This is a genomic window from Pyrinomonadaceae bacterium, assembly GCA_036277115.1.
In the GTDB taxonomy this organism is placed as follows: Bacteria; Acidobacteriota; Blastocatellia; order Pyrinomonadales; family Pyrinomonadaceae; genus UBA11740.
Window position 1 is genome coordinate 106785 of the sequence record DASUNM010000005.1, and the last position, 20882, is coordinate 127666.

13 protein-coding genes are annotated in these 20882 nt (G+C 56.2%); 3 read left to right on the forward strand and 10 right to left on the reverse strand.

Annotation, left to right across the window (positions count from 1 at the left end; translation table 11 throughout):
* Positions 1–290 precede the first annotated feature (290 nt).
* The 4 genes from VFX97_01620 to purD all read right to left on the reverse strand — a co-directional run bounded on the left by VFX97_01620 (position 291) and on the right by purD (position 6505).
* Positions 291–2996 (reverse strand): adenosylcobalamin-dependent ribonucleoside-diphosphate reductase, encoded by a 2706-nt coding sequence (locus VFX97_01620; GenBank protein ID HEX5701900.1) that lies wholly within the window; start codon positions 2994–2996, stop codon positions 291–293.
* Between the two features lie 395 nt (positions 2997–3391).
* Positions 3392–4216, reverse strand: a complete 825-nt coding sequence (locus VFX97_01625; GenBank protein HEX5701901.1) for a hypothetical protein — start codon at positions 4214–4216, stop codon at positions 3392–3394.
* Between the two features lie 93 nt (positions 4217–4309).
* A complete protein-coding gene (locus VFX97_01630) occupies positions 4310–5047 on the reverse strand; it encodes a PspA/IM30 family protein (GenBank protein ID HEX5701902.1) in 738 nt (245 codons plus the stop codon).
* Between the two features lie 159 nt (positions 5048–5206).
* A complete protein-coding gene (gene purD, locus VFX97_01635; protein HEX5701903.1) occupies positions 5207–6505 on the reverse strand; it encodes a phosphoribosylamine--glycine ligase in 1299 nt (432 codons plus the stop codon).
* Positions 6506–6744: 239 nt separating this feature from the next.
* Between purD and VFX97_01640 the strand changes: the two genes are divergently transcribed.
* Positions 6745–7107, forward strand: coding sequence for a zinc-ribbon domain containing protein (locus VFX97_01640; GenBank protein HEX5701904.1), 363 nt, complete (start codon positions 6745–6747; stop codon positions 7105–7107).
* Between the two features lie 9 nt (positions 7108–7116).
* On the opposite strand, the gene VFX97_01645 is transcribed toward VFX97_01640, so the two are convergent.
* The 4 genes from VFX97_01645 to VFX97_01660 form a co-directional block, all read right to left on the reverse strand.
* Positions 7117–9156, reverse strand: a complete 2040-nt coding sequence (locus VFX97_01645) for an APC family permease (protein ID HEX5701905.1) — start codon at positions 9154–9156, stop codon at positions 7117–7119.
* A 458-nt stretch (positions 9157–9614) separates the two neighbouring features.
* Complete coding sequence (locus tag VFX97_01650; protein ID HEX5701906.1) at positions 9615–9821, reverse strand: DUF2642 domain-containing protein; 207 nt, start codon at positions 9819–9821, stop codon at positions 9615–9617.
* A gap of 4 nt (positions 9822–9825) precedes the next feature.
* Positions 9826–10206 carry a VOC family protein gene (locus VFX97_01655; GenBank protein ID HEX5701907.1) on the reverse strand — a complete coding sequence of 127 codons (381 nt, stop codon included), beginning with the start codon at positions 10204–10206 and terminating at the stop codon, positions 9826–9828.
* 16 nt (positions 10207–10222) lie between these two features.
* On the reverse strand, positions 10223–10777 hold the full coding sequence (locus tag VFX97_01660; GenBank protein HEX5701908.1) for a DnaJ domain-containing protein: 555 nt from the start codon (positions 10775–10777) through the stop codon (positions 10223–10225).
* A 94-nt stretch (positions 10778–10871) separates the two neighbouring features.
* Here VFX97_01660 and VFX97_01665 point away from each other — a divergent pair, with 94 nt between their 5' ends.
* Together VFX97_01665 and VFX97_01670 are read left to right on the forward strand one after the other, a co-directional pair.
* Entirely contained in the window at positions 10872–11228 is a 357-nt protein-coding gene (locus tag VFX97_01665; protein HEX5701909.1) for a hypothetical protein, read from the forward strand.
* Positions 11229–11236: 8 nt separating this feature from the next.
* Positions 11237–12937 (forward strand): M1 family metallopeptidase, encoded by a 1701-nt coding sequence (locus tag VFX97_01670; GenBank protein HEX5701910.1) that lies wholly within the window; start codon positions 11237–11239, stop codon positions 12935–12937.
* 96 nt (positions 12938–13033) lie between these two features.
* On the opposite strand, the gene VFX97_01675 is transcribed toward VFX97_01670, so the two are convergent.
* Together VFX97_01675 and VFX97_01680 are read right to left on the reverse strand one after the other, a co-directional pair.
* The gene (locus VFX97_01675) at positions 13034–15988 is read right to left on the reverse strand and encodes a TonB-dependent receptor (GenBank protein HEX5701911.1); all 2955 of its coding nucleotides are present in this window, start codon (positions 15986–15988) and stop codon (positions 13034–13036) included.
* Positions 15989–16343: 355 nt separating this feature from the next.
* On the reverse strand, positions 16344–20846 hold the full coding sequence (locus VFX97_01680; GenBank protein HEX5701912.1) for a CHRD domain-containing protein: 4503 nt from the start codon (positions 20844–20846) through the stop codon (positions 16344–16346).
* Positions 20847–20882 lie beyond the last annotated feature (36 nt).

Here is a 20882-nt window from a genome sequence, read left to right on the forward strand (position 1 = left end):
CTCCGCTTCGCTCCGATGAACTCCGCGAACTAAAAACAGTTCGCTCCGCCCTTGACTGCCTTCCTCGCTACGGCTCACGAGTAGTTATGAGCTGCTTCGCAGCTCAGAAACTAATAGTTTCTAAGCAGAAGTTCACCTGACAATGGGCGGGGGTGGTCGAGGAAAAGGAAGACAAAAAGACTGATTTTAGTGAAGAGCAGAGAGGTGGATTTTGCGGTATACCCTGACCGCTCTAACTTGCTAGAAAGAAAGGCGAGTAGGAGATCAGGGTATACATGATAAGAAAACACCTAACGACACTTGCTGTACCCACAGTCCCGACAGAAATCACAGCCGCTCGCATGCTCCAGTTGGCCGTGGCATTCGGGGCAGGTGCTGATCATCGTGGACATGATCGCGCCGACCACATGTCGGGTGTCCGTCGAGGACTGAGGACTCAGGACTGAGGACTGAGAAGGCAGTCCGGAGGACTGTGTACCAAGCGAAGGCTGAGTCTTCATTGCACGCGCTGAATCCGGATGGCCCTTCAAGCGCCGGTTGGTGATCATGATGCATTCGGCGACGGCTTGTTCGGGTGACGTCAGCAGGCGTTCGTTGAACCAGACAGCGTGCGTGCCCGTCACTTTGTTCAAGCTGTAAGCGACTTCCGCTGCGTCGAATCCGCCACGCAGCATCTTCGAAGCCAGCATGCCCACGCCACCACTGATCGGGCCGGTGGCAAAGACTTCCTGAATCATCTCGTCGTCGTGATTCACCGTAACGTAGAGGTTCTGTCCATCGAACGGAATGCGCCAGGTCGCACCGCGCAGTTCGCGCGGCCGCTCGAGACGAATTGCGCCTTGCTTGCGCGCCGCAGCCTCAGCTTCCGCCAGACGACGCGCGGCAGCTTCGTTCTCAGATTCGGTCCTGCCTTCAGTCAGAACTGGAGAGTCTGGAGTCTGGAGTGCGGAGTCTGGAGTCGGATCGAGAATCGTCGTAGTTGTAACAATCGTTGGCGACTCGGTCTTGGCTTCAGTCTTCATCGAAGTCAGCACCTGGTTCTCGCGCGAGCCGTCGCGGTAATAACTCACGGCTTTGCAGCCAAGCTGGCGGGCCAAACGATAGAGATGATCGACTGATTCAATCGTGTCGTTCACCGCGCCGTTGCAGGTCTTGGACACGCTGTTGTCGACGTTACGCTGCGCGGCGGCGAGCACGTGCACGTGCTGCTCTGCGCTGATCGACATCGCGGAAATGAAATAGCCGGGCAGTTCGTGCTCATGCTCAACCACGTGAGCGGCGGCGGCATCGATCGAAGCCTGATCGGTTTGATCTACATCCATCCCCAGCGCTTGCGCGGCGAGCGTATGAACGTACGTGCGCGTGCCGAGAGTGTCCTTTCGCACGTAAGCCCATGAGAAGTTGGGTTCAACACCCGACGACGTCTCGGCAACCAGGGAAATCGTGCCCGTTGGAGCAATCGTCGTAACTTCATAGTTGCGCGGGGTGAGCGGAACTTCGCGTGAGATGCCGATGTCGTTGTACAGGAAATTCGCGTAAGCGTCGCGATTCGCTTCGAGCTCGGGGAAGACGCCGCGTTCGGCGCCAAGACGCATCGATTCAGTCCAGGCTTCCTTTCTAATAAATCCCATTACCTCATCCATTAGATCGATTGAGGCTGGCGAGCCGTAAGTGATCTTCAGATTCAAACAGAGGTCGGCAAAGCCCATGATGCCCAAGCCCACCGGACGCGTGCGCTTCACGACATCGTTGATTTCCGGAAGCGGCCAGGCGCACGTATCGATCACGTTGTCGAGGAAACGCGTCGTCCAGTGCGTGACTTCCGCCAGCCGATCCCAATCCACACGATTTTCGCGATTGTAAAACTTGTTGACGTCGATCGAGCCGAGGTTGCACGAGTTCGCAAAGTGCAGAAACTGCTCGCCGCAGGGATTACTCGCCATGATCGGGCCCATCGAATTCATCATGTGATTGTGGCGATTCACTTCGTCGATGAACGCGATGCCCGGCTCGGCGTACTTGTGGGCGCTGGAAATAATTCGATTCCAGATGTCCGGCGCATAAACAAATCCCGGCGCCGGCGGCTCTTCAATCAAAGCGTCGGAGAGATCGGCAGTCTCGAATGTCTCTTTGTCGCGGAAGGTGACGGTCGAGCCGTCGGGACGGCGATAGACGACGTAGTTGCGGCCCGTGACGGGATCGAAAACCGGATCGTTCCAGGTCTCGCCACCGAACTCGAGCTGATACCACTCGTTCTTATCAACTGCCTCAAGAAATTTGTCGGTAACGTTGACTGAGATATTGAAGTTCGTGAGCGAGTGCTGATCGTTCTTCGCGTGAATGAAACGCAGCACGTCCGGATGCGTGACACGCATCATGCCCATGTTCGCGCCGCGGCGCACCCCGCCCTGCTTCACCGTATCAGTCGTCGTATTGAAGATGTTCATGAACGACACCGGGCCGCTGGCGACGCCGTGCGTGGTGCTGACCATCGAACCGCTGGGACGAAGCTTCTCAAAAGTGAAGCCGGTACCGCCGCCCGTCTGATGAATAATTGCAGCGTCGGTGGCCGTCTTCATGATGCCGGCAATCGAATCCGGGACATCGAGCACAAAGCACGCGGCGAGTTGCCCGTTGGGCTTGCCCGCGTTGACCAGGCACGGCGTGTTCGGCACGAACTCGCGCGCCAACATGATGTCCGACATCGTGTTGTAGAAAAGATCGCGTTCGGCGGGATTGGTTTCGGCGACAGACACGTGCGCGACGACGCGAGCTACGATGTCGCTCCATTCTTCAATTGTGGTTCCTTTGGAGTCTTTCAGCGAGTAGCGTTTGGCGACCACCTTCCGCGCATTCAAACCCAACGGCTGAATCGCGCGGCGAAGAGTGGTACGCATGCCTCCGGCCTGCAGCACGCCGGAGGCGTGCGAACCGTTCGCCGGGAGGATCTCGTTTTCCGACACTTTTTCCATCTTCGCGCCACTCGCTGATTTCATTTCTATTTTACCTTTCTCGCGCGGGGAACCGCACGCGAGCCGATTTCGAGGAATAAAAAGCCACCGACGATTCCAGATCGCCGTTCAAAAAGATTCGATTTTTTGCAGGTACTACGGTCGGTTTGCGAAGTTAAAAATCCCTGCGGAGTTGGGTTCGGGACCCTTTCCGCCGCCGCCGCCAGCCGTCACAACCGAAGCAGGACGGACTATACTCCTGAGTTTTCAGGATGTCAATATGTTGTGGTGACTTTTTTTTTCAACACGATAGAGTGGGTTTTCTGAGGAAATACTTGAGGGGTTAAGTGGCGGCAAATCAGTCGATTGCGGGGCAGTAGCCCGACTGTTAGAGAGGCGTAGCCACGCCGTCTTGGTTGTCGCCCTCTGACACGGTCAGGCTACTGCCTCGAACCGCCAGAGAGAAGCAGATCCAGTTCTCGGTTTTGATTGTCGAGCATGCCAAATGTGTCCGCGGTTTCTTCCAGCATTTGACGGGTCATCGCAATCGAATCGCTGAGCTGTTCGAAGTGCAGGGCCGAAACCCGCTCAGGCGTCGGCAACGTCACCACCTGATCGTTGACCAATCCGAAGAAGTTTTCGATGGACTGCAATTGTCCTTCAACGAGGCGCACTGAACGTTCGAGATCGTTAAAGGCCGCCACGCGCCGCTTGAGAATTTCCGCGTTGGCTTGTTGGATGCGCTTCTGCCGATCGTCGGTGGCGGTTTGGATGGCGTGTTCAGCTTGCTTCAGCTGGTTCTGAACAGCCTGACGATTGATTGAGCGAAGGTGATGCTTGCGGCGGCGATACACGTCGAGCAAATCAACGAAGTCTTCCCAGCGCTGATCGAGGGTTTCCAGGTTGGAAGGAATTTCTTTGCTGTTGGTGAACTTGCGGTAATTCGAATAGATCTGATTTTTCATCCACCGCAGGTACTCGACTGCCTCGCGTTCGCGCGGGTCAAGCGCCTTGATCAACTGTTCGCGCTGGGCTTCGCGCAGCTTATGCTGTCGCTGCTTCTCGCGGCGCTCAATATAACGGCGGTAGAAAGGACTGGCTGGCACAACTGTTAAATAAACCGCTTCGCCGCCCAGACCCATCAACAAAGGCGTGACATCCCAGAAAAAGGCGGCCGCGACGGCGAACCCTGCCATGCCCCAGAAATTCAGAGGCTCCTTGAACGCCTCTTTCACATATCGGAAATCGATCTTCGACAAGTCCATCTATCGTACGAAAACTGTTGGGCACTTGTTTCTAACTTGAGCCCTCCCTCGCGGTCGGGCTACTGCCAGCACGTTGGATGCTCGGAAACGGTTTTAGGGCTGGCGACTGGTTTCGCCCTGCGCCGGCAAAGCCTGCGGCGAGCCTGCCTCAGTTCCGGCCGGCAGCAAGCCCATCTCCTTCTTGTAGGAGAGCAGCTTGTCCTGCAACTGCATGTCCATTGCTTCGCGCTCGATCTCCTGCATTTGAGTGTCAACCGATGATGTGCCCAACTGCATCTTGGCTTCAGCGGCAGCCGCACGGCGGTCAATCTTGTCCCGCATCTCGTCGAATGTCCCGGCATCATCCCCAAGCTGGAAAGATGCCATCGTCTGTGCCAACTGTTCCTGCAACTTGGCTTGCTTGGATTGATTGATTAGCTGCATCGCTTCGGCGGTGCGCCGTTGCATCTGGAGCATGTAGTTGTCGCGGGCTTTGAGCGCCTGCTTCGAAGCGAGTTGCGCGTGTTCATGCTGATGGACGGTCTTCTGCAAATCGACCTGCGCCTGCTGAAGCTGCCCGATGTAGGCCGTGGCGATGTCATCGCGGCTCATCTTGATCGACGCCTTAATCTTCGAATCAAGATCGACTACCTGCGCCTCAAGCCGCTCTTTGTTCTTGGCAAGCAGCTTTTCGGTTGCCATCACTTGCGCCACGGAATTATTTAGATCGGGAATGCGATCCCGCATGTCGCGGATTGTCTGCTGGAGAATGAGTTCCGGATCCTCAGTCCTCTCGATCGCGCCGCCAAACAGCGCGCGCATTGAACGTTTTAGTCTCGTCCACAGTCCCATGTTTTCATCCTCCAGAGGTTTAGATTTGCCGGTTTGACTTCACAAGCCACGCAATAGCGCCTTGGGTTGTACGTTAAGGGCGCGCAAACGGTTGCAGTCCGGGCAATTTTCGCGGTGAGTATAACAGACAGTGAGCAGCGGGCAGTAAGAGCTGGCCCGTTAACCGCCCGGTGCCATGTTGGGTGCTGCCGGCCGGCCGATGTCCCGGCGATAGTGCATTCCGTCCCAGTGAATATCGCCCACAGCGGCATAGCAGCGGGCCAATGCCGCGTCGAGCGTTTCACCGGTTGCCGTCAACCCAAGCACGCGACCACCCGCCGTCAGCCGTTCGGCACTTGATCCGCGGGAGGTGGCCGCGTGAAAGATCTCCACGTTCTCGTGTTTAGCAGCGCGTTCGAGACCTTCGATTACGGTCCCGGTTTCAGGTTTGCCGGGATAACCCCGGGCCGCCAATACGACGCAGGCGGACGAATCGTTCGACCATTGCACCTCGAGTTCGCCGAGACGCTGATCAACGATCGCCTCAAAAATGGCGGATAGATCAGTTTGCAGCCTTATCAGAATCGCTTGCGTCTCTGGATCGCCAAAGCGCACGTTGTATTCCAATACGCGCGGGCCGTCGCTCGTCAGCATCAGGCCGATGAAGAGAATCCCGCGGAAAGGAAAACCTTCCGCACGCGCGCCGCGTAGCGTCGGGTCGATTATTTCGCGAGCGACTCTCTTCAAAACATCGTACTCGATAACGCTTGCGTCGGTGATCGATCCCATGCCGCCGGTGTTCGGTCCGGTGTCACCTTCACCAACGCGCTTGTGATCGCGCGCGGCGGGCATTAACCGAAAGTCCTTGCCGTCGGAAAACAGAAGGACCGATGCTTCTGGGCCAGTCAGTACTTCTTCAATGAGGATGCGCTCTGCTGCCGAACCCAGCGCGATAAGGTCAGCCAGGGCTTTTTCCGCTTCGTCGCGCGAGCGAGCCACGACGACTCCTTTCCCCGCAGCCAATCCGTCGGCCTTCACGACGATGGGTGAGCTTTCATCGCCGAACTCGCCGCTTCTCAGAATCTTGATCGCCTCGTCGGCAGAAGCTGCAACGCGGTAGCGCGCAGTCGGAATTCCATGACGCTGCATGAAGTCTTTTGCAAACACTTTGCTGGTTTCCAGTTGCGCTGCCTGCCTGCGGGGGCCGACGATCCGAAGTCCGCGACGTTCGAATTCATCAACGACGCCTTCGGCGAGCGACGCTTCCGGCCCGACCATCGTTAAGTCGATCTGCTCGCGGTGGGCAAAATCAGCGAGCGCGCCAACATCCGTTACACCAATCGCAACGCATTGAGCAATCTCGGCGATCCCTGCGTTGCCGGGCGCACAGAAGACTTCCATGGGCTGCGTGCTCGTCTTTTTAAGAGCCCAAACCAGCGCGTGCTCGCGCCCGCCTGAGCCGACAACCAGAATCCTCATTATTCTCTTCTCACTAAACGAATTTAGGCGATGATTTTCGCCGCAAAAACGCTTGACAGCACTGCGCCTTAGTTATAAGTTGCACGCGCTGTGGCCGTCAGTTTTTGAGTGCTCGCCCGTTATTCAAACCTGACAGCATTCAATCTAGTCTTTCTCGGCCTCCTCGTCAGTTAACTGATCCGTTCGTGCGAATCCGCTCCTGCCGGTCGCCGCGTGCATCCATGTGAGGAGGAGACAGTATGTCAGACAGCGAAGTCCTCGCAACCAGCGACGTCCAGTCGTCTGAACTTCACGACGAGAACCTCAAGTGCGTCGACTGTGGTGAGAGCTTTCTGTGGACGGCCGGCGAACAGATCTTTTTTCACGACAAGGGACTGAAGAACCCGCCAAAGCGCTGCAAGGTTTGCAAGCAGGCAAAGAACGAGCGACTGGCGGCCGTCACCGCGTCCCACACTTCCGGGGTGCGCCAGCGTATCGAAGTCACGGTCGTCTGCGCGCAGTGCGGGCAACAAACGACAGTTCCCTTCTATCCTTCACAAGGACGTCCGGTTTATTGCCGCGCATGTTTCCTGGCCGGCAAGGCCTACAGCGCCAGCGCTTAGGACAGGCATTTAGTGTTCGAGGTGGTAGGGCACGTTCGTCACCACAATTCCCTTCTTAAAAAGCAGAGCACCTTTCAAGAACAGAGTGTTCTGATTGTGCAGCAGATTCTGCCACCACTTGGCGGGAACGAATTCCGGGAGAACGATGGTAACTACGCCTTTCTTGGTGCGTTTGACGCGATCGACATAGTTCAAAAGCGGTCTGGCAAGCGAGCGGTACGGCGAAGCCACGACCACCAGGTTTACGCCCGAGCCCCACTGTTGCCACTTTTCGCGCAGCTTCTTCGCTGCTTCGTCATCCAGGTTCACGTAAACAGCCGTGACGTGATGCGGCGCGATCGACTTTGCGTACTCAAGCGCCTCGATCACGCCCCGGTGTATTCCCGAGATGGGCACGATCACTTCGTGGTGTATGGGACGAAGCTGACTGAGGCCTTCGGTAGAAAGTTGTTCGGCGACTTCGATGTAGTGACGGTGAATTCGCTTGAACATGAAAACCATCAGAGGAATCAATACCACGACGATCCATGCGCCATGGGTGAACTTCGTGACCAGGAAGACAGTGAGCACGAGGAAAGTCGCGAGGGCGCCTACCCCATTTATAGCAAGGTACTTTTTCCAATGCGATTTCTTTTCCAGTGCGGCCACCTCGGCGAGGGTCTTGGGCTCTTCGCCGGATTTGGTCAATCGGCTGGCGTCGAGTTTTCCAGTGGGCATTACCTCTGCCGATCGCTTTTTCTCGATCGGCATCTCGGCGCCGACATTGCCGGTGGCGACTACCGCGCGCATCGCTTTGAGCTGCTTTCCTTCTTTCCACCAATGTATGACCATGCCGGACTGTGACAAGGTGAAGCCTAGAAACACGCCCACCGCGTATAGGGGAATCAACCGGCTGGTGTCCGCGCCAAACGCCCAGACGAGCGTGCCGGAAAAGACTGCAAGCACGACGATACCGTTTGAGAAAACGAGCCGATCTCCCAGGTTCGCAAGTTGGCGCGGCAGAAAGCGGTCCTTGGCGAGCAACGAGGCCAGGCGAGGAAAGCCGGAGAACGATGTATTGGCGGCCAGAATGAGGATTCCCGCGGTAGTTGCCTGCACCACGTAATAGAACCATCCCACGGGCCCGGTAAAAACAGCGCGCGCGATTTGCGAAATAACGGTTTCACGGTGCTGCGGATGTACGCCGAAAAGGTATGCGAGCACGCTTGCGCCAATAAACATCGTCACCAATAGCCCGGCCATCACGGTCAGGGTGATCGCGGCATTCTTAGACTCAGGCTGTTTAAAGGCCTGGACGCCGTTTGATATCGCCTCGATACCCGTGAGCGCGGCGCAACCATTAGCGAAGGCACCAAGCAGCAGAAATAAACTCAACGATTGAACGCCATAACCCTCAGCGATTTTCATGTTCGCATCATCGGGAATGGGGGCAACGTCGGGACTTATGTAGTAACTGATCAACCCATAACTAATCAGACCGAGGAAACTCACGATGAACGCATAGCTGGGCGCGGCGAAAAATGATCCCGCCTCGCGAACTCCGCGCAAGTTCGCCAGCATGATGAAAGTGATGAAGAAAAAGCAGAGGGCTACTCGATGATCATGAAGCCAGGCGAAACGAGTGCCCACCATCGCTGAAGTGATCGCTTCAACCCCCGCCGAGGTGGAAACTGAAACCGTAAGACAATAATCGATCAGCAGCGACGCGCCGGCGATCAAGCCCGGCGTCGTGCCGAGATTCTCTTTGGCAACGATGAACGCTCCGCCCCCTGACGGATAGGCGCGAATGGTCTGCCGGTAACTCGTCGCAACGATGATCAGGAGCGCGCTGATCGCAAGCGAAATCGGAATAACTTTTCCGAAAGAACCCGTTTGCCCGGCCATGTATGCGGCGGCGAGCACGAGAAGTATTTGTTCAGTGGCGTAGGCGGTAGATGAGAGGGCGTCTGACGCGAAGATCGCGAGCGCGATCTTCTTAGTGAGTCTCTCGTGTGTTAAGCGCGCTGTCTTGATCGGACTTCCGACCAACCAACGCTTAAATGAGGCCATTCGTCTCTAACCGGAGCGAACCCGCAACTGACTGAAGAGCGCAAAAATGCCACAGCGTGCAACTTCAAAAAGCGCCGACTGTGGCGTTGCTCACCTGCGGGTGGCTCGATGCTTCATTGTCCTTAGATAAAGCGGCCCGGGGGCTGATTATCCTGCGGTATGTTATGCCCTTTAAACTGAATGTCAACCGCTGAAATGAGTTGTTGGATTGAAGTGATTAGTCGCGCGCGATTTAAGAGGCCCTGAAAATAAAAGCGGGCGGGGCCCTCCCACAAGCCCCACCCTAAGGCCACGTGTCCTCACCCCACGCGACCACTTCGTCCACCGGGGAGGCGGACGCGCGATGATTATGCACAACTCACACTTTCGATGCAACCCAAAGAATACGTTTTTTACAAAACTTTTTTCTTAACAAAAAATGACGTAATTGCACAGCGCACGAGTGGCCCAAATCAAGTTCAACCGCGCGGCAAAATAGACTCAATGCTGTGCAAAAGTACGATGACATTGTCTGTTTCGCCATCCTGTCCACGCACTTTTAGCGCAACATAATCATTCGTGATATCTGCAATAATTCCTTCGTACACTGCGCCGGAAATTGTCTTGATGTCCACGGACTGACCACGGAATCTGATCAGAAGATTTTCCACGTGCTGATAGCCCATTTCCTCACCTCACTTCGGTTTGATTCGCATTCCATTCAACAAGCACCAGTCGATAATTGTCGGGATCGAGCACGCTGATAAATCTGCCACCCCAGCCTTCATCGCGTGGTGACGGAACACTATGATCGATAGCAGAGATTTTTGCGAAGAGCTCATCAACGTCCTCCACGCCCAGCACAAAGTGAACGCCCCGACCGCGCTTCAACATCGTCTCGAGCTGCTGGACCAGATTGATTTTCAAAGCGCTCGCCCGCACAGTGGCCATGGGCGGCTCGGCGTCGGCGTTGTGCGACTCCAAAACGAAGCCAAGTTGGCCGCGATAAAAAGACAAAGACTCTTCGAGGTTGTTCACTTCCAGGAACAGCGCATCAAGACCTGTCACCATTGTTGCGGAGTGTCCGTCACACGGCAGTGAGAATCAAGTAAAGACCGTAGACCGCGGCCAGCACGATCGTCCAGAACGCGAGTTCCTGTACCGCGCGAAGCCGGCGGACGGGATGCGCCGCCGGCAATGATTCGCGCAGGTTCCTCACTGCCGAATGCGCGATAAGAACACCGAACAACATAACGCCCATCGCGAGAATTCCCAGCGGCCACAGAAACCAGAGTCCATTGAATCGAACCAGCAACAACAACATGAAGCCCGCGGCCAAACACCCCAACGCATTCAACGCCTGTCCATATGCGCCCACTTCACGTGCGGGCGACGCCGTGTTGATAAAAGGCGTCGGCGCGATCGGTCGTCTTCTCTGTTGGTCATAATCCTTTCGCATCGTGTCATCGTGCAGCACCGCGTAAGCTTCGTTCAGCGCTTTCATTTCGTCTTCTGAGCCTCCGCGATCCGGATGTCGCCGGTGCGCCAGCCGCCGATACAGGCGTTCGATATCACGGCGCGAAGCGCCATCCTCAGCACCCAAAACTTCGTAATAATTCTTTTTCGGATCGAATTGGCTCAACGGCTGGATTGTAGTTTCGCATTTCCACGTTTGGCAACGAACTCACTTACGGCTGACACTGGCTCTCTGTTAATCTGAGCGGCAGGAGACTTAGATGGACGCACCGTTTGCGCCTGGCGATGATCTGATCTTTCAGCTCGAGAGTGGCTTCGGATTATTGCGAGTTATTGCCGTTGAAGAGCATGAGACCGATCGCGTCTGGCATTTGATGGCTTATGAAGAATTCTTCGCCGATCCGGAAAGCGCAGAAGCTGCTTTGACGAGTCCGGAATCGCTTCACGTGCGCAGAGCTCATATGGCGTTGACTGATCGCGCGTTCGAGCGGACGCCGGCGGCCAAGCTCGGCAATCGACCGGTGACGGAGACTGAACGAGCCGTTTATCAGAACTGGCGCGACACCGACGGACGCGTCTCCGATCGGTCCGCGCTTTTAATGCTGGGGATACGATGAGAGACAGCATGACAATCGTCCGGGGCTTTCTGTTTTCACCGCGCGCCACGCGCATTTTCTTTGCAGCGATAGTTCTCGCTTGCTGCGCCACACTTGTTCCCGCGCAGCGCCGCGAACGCTCGGTCACCAACTGGCGCCCGCTTCATTACGACGTCTCGCTGTCTTTCAACGATGCGATGACCGAGATTTCGTCGGCCAGGACCGAAGTCACGCTGCGCGTGCTGAAGCCGAACGTCACGAAAATAGATTTTGATTTCGGCGAGATGCCGATCACTTCGGTCACAGTTGCCGGTAAGCCGGCGCGTTACCAGAGGACGTCCAACACGCTGGACGTTATGCTGCCTGTCGCTCCGCGGAACGGCGCTGAATTGAAAATTACGATTGGCTATCACGGCCGGCCGAAGGACGGGCTGATTTTAGCGAATGATGGCGACGGCAAACCTTCCGCGACCGGGGACAATTGGCCTAACCGTGTCCATCATTGGATCCCAACGCTGGATCATCCCTCGGCTAAAGCAGCGGTTTCATTCAACGTAACTGCTCCTTCGGGTTATCAGGTGATAGCCAATGGAAAATTGTTATCTTTAACCACCGTAGACGCTCCCTCGCCTGCCCAGCAACATCGTGAGCTTCGCAAGTTTGCTGAGACAAAACCGATTCCACCTTACTGCATGGTTGTGGCGGTGAACCAGGGTGCGATCATCAACTCGCCCGACAAAAGCATCACAAACCTTTTTTATAACGTGCCGCATCGGGACGCGGAGTATGCGCCGAAAGGATTCTCGCCCGCGGCGCCATCGCTCGCCTACTTCAGTCAAACGATCGGCCCTTATCCGTACGAGAAGCTGGCGCTGATCGTGGGCGCCACTCAGTTTGGCGGGATGGAAAACTCCAGCGCTATCGTCTTCGCCAGCACGGTGTTCAATCGGAACCCAGACGAAAAGATGAGCGCGCATTTCGGCATTCCTCAACGCATCGAGAGCCTGGTCGCCCACGAAATCGCACACCAGTGGTTCGGAGATTCGGTCACGCAATCGACATGGGCCGACCTTTGGCTGAGTGAAGGTTTCGCGACGTACTTTGCGGCGTTGTTCATCGAGAAACATGATGGCGAGGAGGCCTTTCGCGAGTACCTGCGTGATGCTGCGAGAGCTTACTTTGCCTATGAGGAGAAGCGGAATGCGCCGATTCACGACACGGAAACCCAGAACTTAATGCAGCTGCTGAACCCGAACAATTACGAGAAAGGCGCCTGGGTCCTGCACATGTTGCGCAAGCAACTTGGTGATGAAGCATTCTTCCGCGGACTGCGGAACTTTTACAACGCACATCGTGAAGGAAACGCGACGACCGAAGATTTAAGAGCCGCGTTGGAAAAGAGTTCAGGCAAGAATCTGCGTACGTTTTTCGCGCGCTGGATTTACGGCAGCGGCCATCCGGTTTACGAATGGTCTTCGCAAGCTGCGGAAATGCAAAATGGCAATAACTCAGTCACGATCATCCTGAAGCAGACGCAAGCCGGTGCGCCATTCTCGGATCCAGTTCCGGTCACAGTCACCAGTGAAGGCAAGACAACTTCTCTCACCCTGTTTCCGAAAGGCAAAGTCGCAACGGCGACACTGCGCACCGGCAGAGTTCCCATCTCAATTCAGATTGATCCTGAAGAGACGCTGCTTAAAGAAGTCGTCAGCGGTCAGATGGAAAAGTGAAACCCGACGCTCCTCAGCCTCTTCGCAAGTCCAAATACACACAGGCGCCGCTCAAATGAAAACGACGCCTGTTGCATGCCCGGATTAACCGCCGGTTCAGAACCTAAACCGCAACCCAAGCTGAATCTGCCGCTCGCCGAGAAACGTGCGCGGCCCACCAAATGGTGTCGCGGCAGCGGGGTTGGTCAAGACAATTGCTGAAGAACTCGCAATGCCGTAACGGCCGGTGTTGACAGTCGCCAGGTTCGAACGGTTAAAGAGATTAAACGCTTCCGCGATGAAACTAAGGTTGTACCGCTCGCCGAAACGGAAAGACTTAGTCACGCGCGTATCGAATATGTAAATACTGGGAGTCGTGAAGGCATTGCGCGCAGTGCCGGGGACCCGATCTGTCGCCGCGTTCCCGTCGCGATTTGCGTCGCCGGCAATCAAAGCGGAATACGCAAATCCACTTTGGAGCGTAATGATGCCGGAGAACGTCCAGTGACTAAGCAGGGCGCTGGCGAACGCATTGTTTTCGGCGACTCGGCCAATTTCGTAAATGGGACTGAAGACAAGTCGGTGACGAATATCAAGGTCGCTACGCGCCCAGTCCGCGTTGATGTCCTGATTGTTCATCAAACCTTTGATATCGTCGGTGCCGACGACCACCATCGTCTGTTCCGGTTTGTTGTCTTTCGCACTCGAGGCGGTGTACGCGGCGATGAACTGTAAATTGCGTACGAAGCGACGCTTCAACTCGATTGCCAGTCCGTTGTAACGCGAGTCTCCGGTACTCTCGAACAGAGTGATGCGTGTAAATGCGGTAATCGGTCGCGCCGCGGGATGGCGCAAAACAGTAAATGTTTGTCCCGCCGGATCGGTCACCACCGTCGGAACCGGAGCACCCAGATTGATGTCCCGCGCGCGCGAAAGATGGACACCGCGGAAATACATCCAGGTGACTGACAAACTCGTGTTGGCCATGAGTTCGCGCTCGATGCCGAGCCGGCCTTGCTGAACGTACGGCTGCGCGTAGTCTCTCGCAAACAGATAGAGACTCGGTGTCTGTGCTCCGGCCGCCGGTGGCGTCGTGAAGATTGCCGGATAGGTCGGGCACGGATTCGGAACCAGTGTGCAATTCAGAGTCACGCCGGTGACCTGGATGCCGTTCTGCGAATGCGCGGTCCCGAGCATGATTGCCGGGGTGCGGCCGAAGAAAATTCCATAACCGCCGCGCAAAACAGTCTTTTCGTTAAAGGCATAACTAAAGCCGAATCGCGGCGAAAAGTTGTTGCCGTCGCGCACCGGCGTCGTCGTGCTTAGTCCCAGCGCTGCCAGCGCCGCGCTCGGATTGTTCACCGTCGGGTCGGCCATCTTCTGGTAGTCATAGCGCAGACCGAAGTTGAGCGTCAGGTTCGGCGTAGCGCGCCAGTCATCCTGAACAAAGAATCCATAGTCGCTCATGTCCGGATTCGTCGTCCCGCCGGAAGTATTCGGCCCCGCAAAATTTTGCGTGAAGGAAGCCGGAGTATTCGAAGCAAAGAGCGCGTATGAGTTGAACGTGTACTGGCCGGTGAACAAACCGGGGAAGAAGTTGAATATCCGGTCGAAGTTCAGGTCGGCTCCGAATTTCCAGCTGTGCGCACCGCGCGTGTAACTAAGGGTGTCGATGAACTGCCAACGCTTGATGGTGGTTTCGCGCGGGCTGAAGTTGTTGCGCCCCAACTGCAAGAAGCCGCCGCCCGTTTGAATACGCGCCTCAACGACGTCGCTATTGGCGGTGCCCGGCTCGCGGTCGCGGCCGAATTGGAAACGAAATTCGTTGACTACGCTGCTGGTCAGAGTCGAAGTCAACGAACCGGAGAAGGTAGTGGTCTTTGCCACGCTGTTGCCAGAGTGCTCCTCAACGCTGAGCGGGCCACCATTCTCGTTGTTGTTGCCGGTGAAGTTCTGCTGGTTGAAGCGAAACACCAGCTGGTTTGAGTCGTTCAACCGAATGTCTGTCTTCACCATGAACACATTCTGATCGCGGCCAATGTTGTAAGTTCCCATCTTCGGCGAAAGCAGCGCCTGAATCGCCGCCGATTGGGCGGAGAAATTCGGCGCGTCCACAACGTTGGGGATCGTCGAACGTTGCCCGTCGAAAGCGGCAAAGAAGAAGGCACGGTCGCGTTTGATCGGTCCGCCGAGCGTGCCGCCAAACTGGTTGATCTGGGACTTGGGTCGCTTGGCCCCGCGCGCGGTCAGAATGGGCGTGTTCGAATTCAGTGACTCGTCGCGGAAGAATTCGAAGGCACTGCCGTGCCATTCGTTCGTACCGGACTTTGTGACGACGTTAATGATCGCACCGCCGGCCCGGCCGAACTCAGCCGAAAAGCCATTCTGATTAACTTGAAACTCCTGGACCGACTCTTCGGAAAACTGATAGGGCGGGCGCGTCCCGGTGCGGCCGAATGACTGGCCGAAGAAAGTATTGTTGTTGTCGGCGCCGTCAACTTGCAGACTGTTGAGAGTTCCCTTTTGCCCACCAACCGACAGGTCGCCTGCGCGCGTTGGTTCGCGCACTACTCCCGGCGTCAGGGTCGCGAAGTCGAGAAAGTTGCGACCGTTGACCGGAAGGTTTTCGATTGCGCGCTCGTTGATGACAGACGAAACAGAAGTCCGCGTCGTCTCAACGATCTGCCCCTGCGCGGAGACGTCGACCATTGCCGTCGTGGTGCCGACCTGAAGGTCGATGTCGAGCGGTGTCTTACTGCCGACCGTGACAATGACATTTCGGTATTCAGCGGAAGCAAAGCCCTGGCTGCCGGAAGTGATCACGCGGTACTTGCCCGGCGGCAGAAACGTAATCAGAAAAATTCCGTCGGTGTCTGAGGTGGCGGCTTTCTCGAATGCTGTGTCCTGGTTTGTGGCGGTTACGTTTACGCCCGCGACGGCAGCGCCATTCGGGTCAGTGACACGACCTTCGATGTTGCCAGTCGTGGCTTGAGACTGCGCGACAGCCACAGTTGCCGCGAACAAAGTGATTAGCAGAACACACAGCAGGGCAACGGGGGATTTGGTCTTCATGATTTCCTCTCTATTCGGATTGAATGGGGACGGGCGAGCAATGGCACCTCTCAGGTTAAGAACATTGAGGGCGAATGTTAATTCAGTCGTGTCTTAAGACGCAATTAAGATCTTGAGATAAAACACTGGTCGATTCGTTAGGCGGCAGGCCACGACTCGTAGGACTGCAAACGCGTGGACGTTATGTCGCCGAAAAGTAGAAGAAGGGGTTGCGACCGAATTTGCGGAACGGCTTGAGGTTACACGCGGATCGTCATTAGACGGGCACGGCGGGGCGCGTACTGCTCCGAAGTAAAGCACGGGGTGCGTATTCAAGTAGCCTGTGTCAGGCAAACTGGAACCACGCGACTAAACGTCACGGCCCGAATCGTTGTCGATACTCAGTCGAAGTAATAAAGGCCTTCACCATCTCTGCCTTGACGAAATCGCCATTGAAGCTGTTGAGTTTTGTCAGCCAGAAGTTATAGCCCGCTGTGTCGGGATCGCGCCGGAGATAGCCGAAGTATTCCATTAAGACGAACGCGCGCCTGAATTCGTTCTGCTTCAGAAACGCTGATTCGGCCACCAGTCGCAGCGCCTGCGCGCGTGTGATCAATCCGGCGTCGAGCGCATTTAAAATCACGTCCCGCACAAATTGAACGTTTGGGAGTCGCGCACGGATTTCGCCTTCCGGAAAATTCGTTGTATGCACATCCACGTATAACTGCCCGCTCGCCAATTGCTGAGCTTGAGCCAGAGTAAGCGTAATTGGGAAGTTCACTACTTGGCCGTTCGGCAACGTGGCAATAATGGGGCCGTTTGCGTTTGTGGCCGCTGGCCCGTGAAGATGCGCCACCGTTTCCGCGCTGCTTAGTCCGGTGAAAGACAGTGATGCCGAAAACGTTAAGCCGCTAATGGGCTGACGCACAGTCACGACGCCGGTTGCAGTTGACGCAGTTGGAGGTACCACTTGAGCGCCATTCAAGCCGGCGATCGTCAATTCGCCTGTTGTCGTAGCAACAGTCGCGGTCGCAAACAAGGTGTCTACGAAATCGCGATTCGATAAGGCGCCGTATTTCGCGACAAAGGCTGGACGAGTAACGAACTCGTTAAAGTACGCCTGCTTATTTGCCTCGAGCTGGGCCTCAGCCCCGGGTGCACCAAACACAAAGTCCTTTTGCAGTATCTGCGCGTCGTTGACGAATTGATTGTAGGTTAGCGGTACCGGCGGATTGGGCGCGCTCATATTTCCGAAGGCAGCGCGATTCGTCAGGTATGCCACCAGACCGGTCTCGTGAAATTCAATTGACTGAAAGAAAGCCGCCGACGTGTGGATGCGTTTGACTTCGCGGCATCCGGCATCTGCACCGCAGGATTCAATGTTATTGATCCAGAACGCGTAGCCACTCGGATCCGGCTGGCGATTCAGGAAATCAATGTAGTGCTGATAAACAAAGAAGTCACTAGAGTCGATTGGGTTAGTGCCATTCGTAGTTTCGTTGTCGCTAATCGTGGTGGTCGCGACGTTCGGCGAGCCGAGCAATGCTCCGGTTGCGGACGTCAGAGACAAGGTGAAATTCTCATCGCCTTCTGCGTAAACATCGTTCGTGATGGGAATGCTGATCGTTTTGAGAGTCTCGCCGGCAGCGAAATTCAGTTTGCCGATGGTCGTGGTGTAATCACATTGCGCGGAGGCGTTACCCGAAACGACGTTACAGTTGTTGGGGCCGCCCGCAGAGTCGCTGGTGGCGTAACTCACAGCCGCCGCGCTGGAAATGTCGCCCAACCGTGTGACGTTGACCGTCGCCACGCCTGCAGACTCGCTGAAGCGATAAGTCGCGGCGTTGAACTGGATGCTGCTCGCTGAGGATGATGTCCCAAACTGCCCGCGTATTTCACCGTTCGGGAAGTTGCTACTGTGAACGTTGATGTACAGCAACCCATTCTTGAGATTCTGCACGTCGGTTGGCGTCAGCGAGATCACGACGTCGCTCAAGCTCCCATTTGCCAGGTGGAACAAGATTGGCGCGGAGCTACCCGCGGCACCCGGGCCATGGATATGAGCTCCGGTTTGCGCGCTCGACAATCCGGAAAAGTCTAATGCCAGGCGCGCTTCGTCTTCGTTTGGATCCAGCAACAAGGTCGCTGTGCCTGTCGCCGTCGAACTGTTAGGCGGCACCTCCTGCGCGCCCGTGAGATTAGCCACGAACACTGTCGGTTGTTCGCTGGTAATGCGATAGATGGCGCCGTTCGAAAGCGAAACGACGTACAGGTTACCGTCTGGTCCGGTTTGAATATCGGTTGTGACCCCGAAGTTTTTGCCGATTAACAGACTGTCGCTTTCCGTAACGTCGAACTTGTCCAGGTTGTCGGCGACTTTATCCTGCAACCGCGAATCGCTGAACGCGAGGGACTGCCGATCGCCCGACAACTTAAAGCGGAACAGGTAGCCCCCAAACAGCGTCGTCCGTGACGCGCCGACAAACAAATCTCCGTTGTATTCGGCGCCGAGTCCGTTGCCATTCACGAATCCAATTGGTGAGGGTGCGAGCGCATATTTCCACGAAAACTGTGGCTCGACGTACTGCGAACCCGGCAGCGAGTAGAGACGCGACAGCGCTTCTGCCGGCGTGTCGGCAATCAGAGTCGGTGGCCAACGCAATTGCTGCATCGTGCCATTACCGTAGGTTGTTTCAATTGATTTGTATTCGGCAATCCGGCTCGAGGGTCCAATCAATTGCACCCAACCCCCGTTGAATCCTGCGGGCACGCGATTAATCTCATCGAATGCATCGTCGCCATTCTCTTGCGTCCAAAGATTTCCCGACCACGGATCGAAAGCCATCCCAAAGCTATTGCGGATGCCGTACGCAAACAACTTGCGAATGTTGGCCGTAATCTCGGTCTCTTGCACGGTAGGAATGCCGGCATACGGGTTGTCCGCCGGCGTCGAACCGTCATCGTTCAGACGAAGAATTGCTCCGGTAAGGTGATTGTTATCGGGCTCTGGCCCTCCGAATTGATCGTCAGCAACCATCGGCCCGGGACAAGTCGCAGTCGGACCGCAATTCAGATTCTGCAGGAAGCCTCTGCGCCCTACATCACCGATCAGGATGTAAAGTTTTCCGTCGAGGCCGAACCGGACGATGCCGCCATTGTGATTCCCACGCTGCGGTTGACCCGCATCCTCCTGCACCGCGCGCAGCCTGATTAAGTTGCGATCGAACGTCAGGCTCGAGCCATTCCAGATGTACCGGTCAACGCGATTGCCAAGTGTCGGCACGCTTGCCACATCGGCTGTGTCGGCTCCGGTACTGCTCTCGGTCCAATACAGATACACGTACCCGTTGAAAGCGAAGTTGGGGTGCAGTGCAATGCCAAGCAGGCCGCGCTCAGAGTTGTTATTAACGGCAAGATCGAGAGCGGGCGCTTGTAGTTGACCGTTGAGGACCCTTTGGACCCGCCCGGTAGCTCTCTCAAGTACGAAAAATTCGTTCGCCTTGAGAAATGCCATCGTCGTCGGCTGATCCAAGCCGGTGACGACGGGGCTAACAGTGAGATTCTGATCGAGCAGAATCGGCGCCGGTGGTGGAGTGTCGATAACCGTGATGAGCGCCGCCGTGTTGTTCGATGAATCGGGATCGGCTTCCGTGGCGGTTACCGTCGCGTTGTTTGTAATCTGGCCCGACGCGGTGGGCGTGACCGTGATAGTGACAATCGCCGACGCGCCGCTGGCCAAAGTTCCGATGCTGCAATTTACGGGGCCCGTGCCGCTGCAGGAGCCCTGGGTCGTCGTTGCCGATCCAAATGTGACTCCGCCGGGCAGATTGTCCGTGACATTCACATTGGTCGCTGCAGCTGGGCCGCTATTCCCGATCACTAAGCGATAAGTGAGCGTCGAACCTGAGAGCCCGGGGTTGGGCGACGCGGTCTTGGTTATCGAAACGTCTGCGCTGGTAGCACTCACCACGCGCAATGAAACATTCGTGGTGTGCTGAAGCATCCCGCTGATTGCTGTAATGGTGAGCGGGAATGTACCGACGGGCGTATTGGAACCAGTGGTCACGGACAAGGTGGAAGATTTGGCTGTGGTGTCCGTTAGATTCACCGACGTGGGATCGAACGAAGCATTCGCGTCCGTCGGCAAGCCGCTGATGCTCAAAGAAACATTTCCGGTGAATCCGTTAGCAGGCGTTGCTGTTATGTTGTAAGTCGTGCCGTTGCCCGGAGCAACAGTCTGCAACGACGGCGACCCACTCACGGAGAAATCTGGTGTGGCGGCCGCCGGTTGTGAACTGGCAAACGTAAAGTAGATGTAGTCGCCCGAAGTGTTGCCGTCGTTATTCGCGTGATTGCCCGCGGCATAAAACGTCACCACTCCAACGTCCGTCGCAGGCGCAACCCAATTGAATGTCCAACTCGCTCCGCCCTGCTGATTGATGAAAGTGCCGCTGGAACTGTGCTCAATGTACTGACGATTGCCACCCGGCCCACCCGTAATCACTTGCGTAAGTACGCTCGTGTTCTGCAACTCGCCGGCCTTATCGTCCGAAGAATCGAGCGCCGTGAGTTGAAATCCCCACCGCAGGCGCGATGTATCAGGATTCGTATGAGTCACGGTGACTTGATACGTTTGCCCCGGAACGTACGTGGGCGGAACCGTGATCGAAATTTGTCCCGCACCCGGATCGCCAGACGACAGGTGGCACTCGGCACAGGCTTCGGGCTCTTCGCCAGGCGCGCGCGCGTAACCGGGCGGTGGTCCCGCTGAGAATGCGCCGGCGGTGGGATTCAGCAGGCTGTTGGAAACCAGCAAGGCAGCAGCGCCGGCCAGCAGCAGGACTACAATCAGTAACCGTCGGTGATAACTACTCCACATTTTCGGTTCTGCTCTCACTCCTAACTAAAATAGCCT

What these genes read in the sequence shown, in the direction of transcription:
- VFX97_01620 (HEX5701900.1), bottom strand. Translation starts at nt 2,996, where the DNA reads ATGAAATCAGCGAGTGGCGCGAAGATGGAAAAAGTGTCGGAAAACGAG.
- VFX97_01625 (HEX5701901.1), bottom strand. Translation starts at nt 4,216, where the DNA reads ATGGACTTGTCGAAGATCGATTTCCGATATGTGAAAGAGGCGTTCAAG.
- VFX97_01630 (HEX5701902.1), bottom strand. Translation starts at nt 5,047, where the DNA reads ATGGGACTGTGGACGAGACTAAAACGTTCAATGCGCGCGCTGTTTGGC.
- purD (HEX5701903.1), bottom strand. Translation starts at nt 6,505, where the DNA reads ATGAGGATTCTGGTTGTCGGCTCAGGCGGGCGCGAGCACGCGCTGGTT.
- VFX97_01640 (HEX5701904.1), top strand. Translation starts at nt 6,745, where the DNA reads ATGTCAGACAGCGAAGTCCTCGCAACCAGCGACGTCCAGTCGTCTGAA.
- VFX97_01645 (HEX5701905.1), bottom strand. Translation starts at nt 9,156, where the DNA reads ATGGCCTCATTTAAGCGTTGGTTGGTCGGAAGTCCGATCAAGACAGCG.
- VFX97_01650 (HEX5701906.1), bottom strand. Translation starts at nt 9,821, where the DNA reads ATGGGCTATCAGCACGTGGAAAATCTTCTGATCAGATTCCGTGGTCAG.
- VFX97_01655 (HEX5701907.1), bottom strand. Translation starts at nt 10,206, where the DNA reads ATGGTGACAGGTCTTGATGCGCTGTTCCTGGAAGTGAACAACCTCGAA.
- VFX97_01665 (HEX5701909.1), top strand. Translation starts at nt 10,872, where the DNA reads ATGGACGCACCGTTTGCGCCTGGCGATGATCTGATCTTTCAGCTCGAG.
- VFX97_01670 (HEX5701910.1), top strand. Translation starts at nt 11,237, where the DNA reads ATGACAATCGTCCGGGGCTTTCTGTTTTCACCGCGCGCCACGCGCATT.
- VFX97_01675 (HEX5701911.1), bottom strand. Translation starts at nt 15,988, where the DNA reads ATGAAGACCAAATCCCCCGTTGCCCTGCTGTGTGTTCTGCTAATCACT.
- VFX97_01680 (HEX5701912.1), bottom strand. Translation starts at nt 20,846, where the DNA reads ATGTGGAGTAGTTATCACCGACGGTTACTGATTGTAGTCCTGCTGCTG.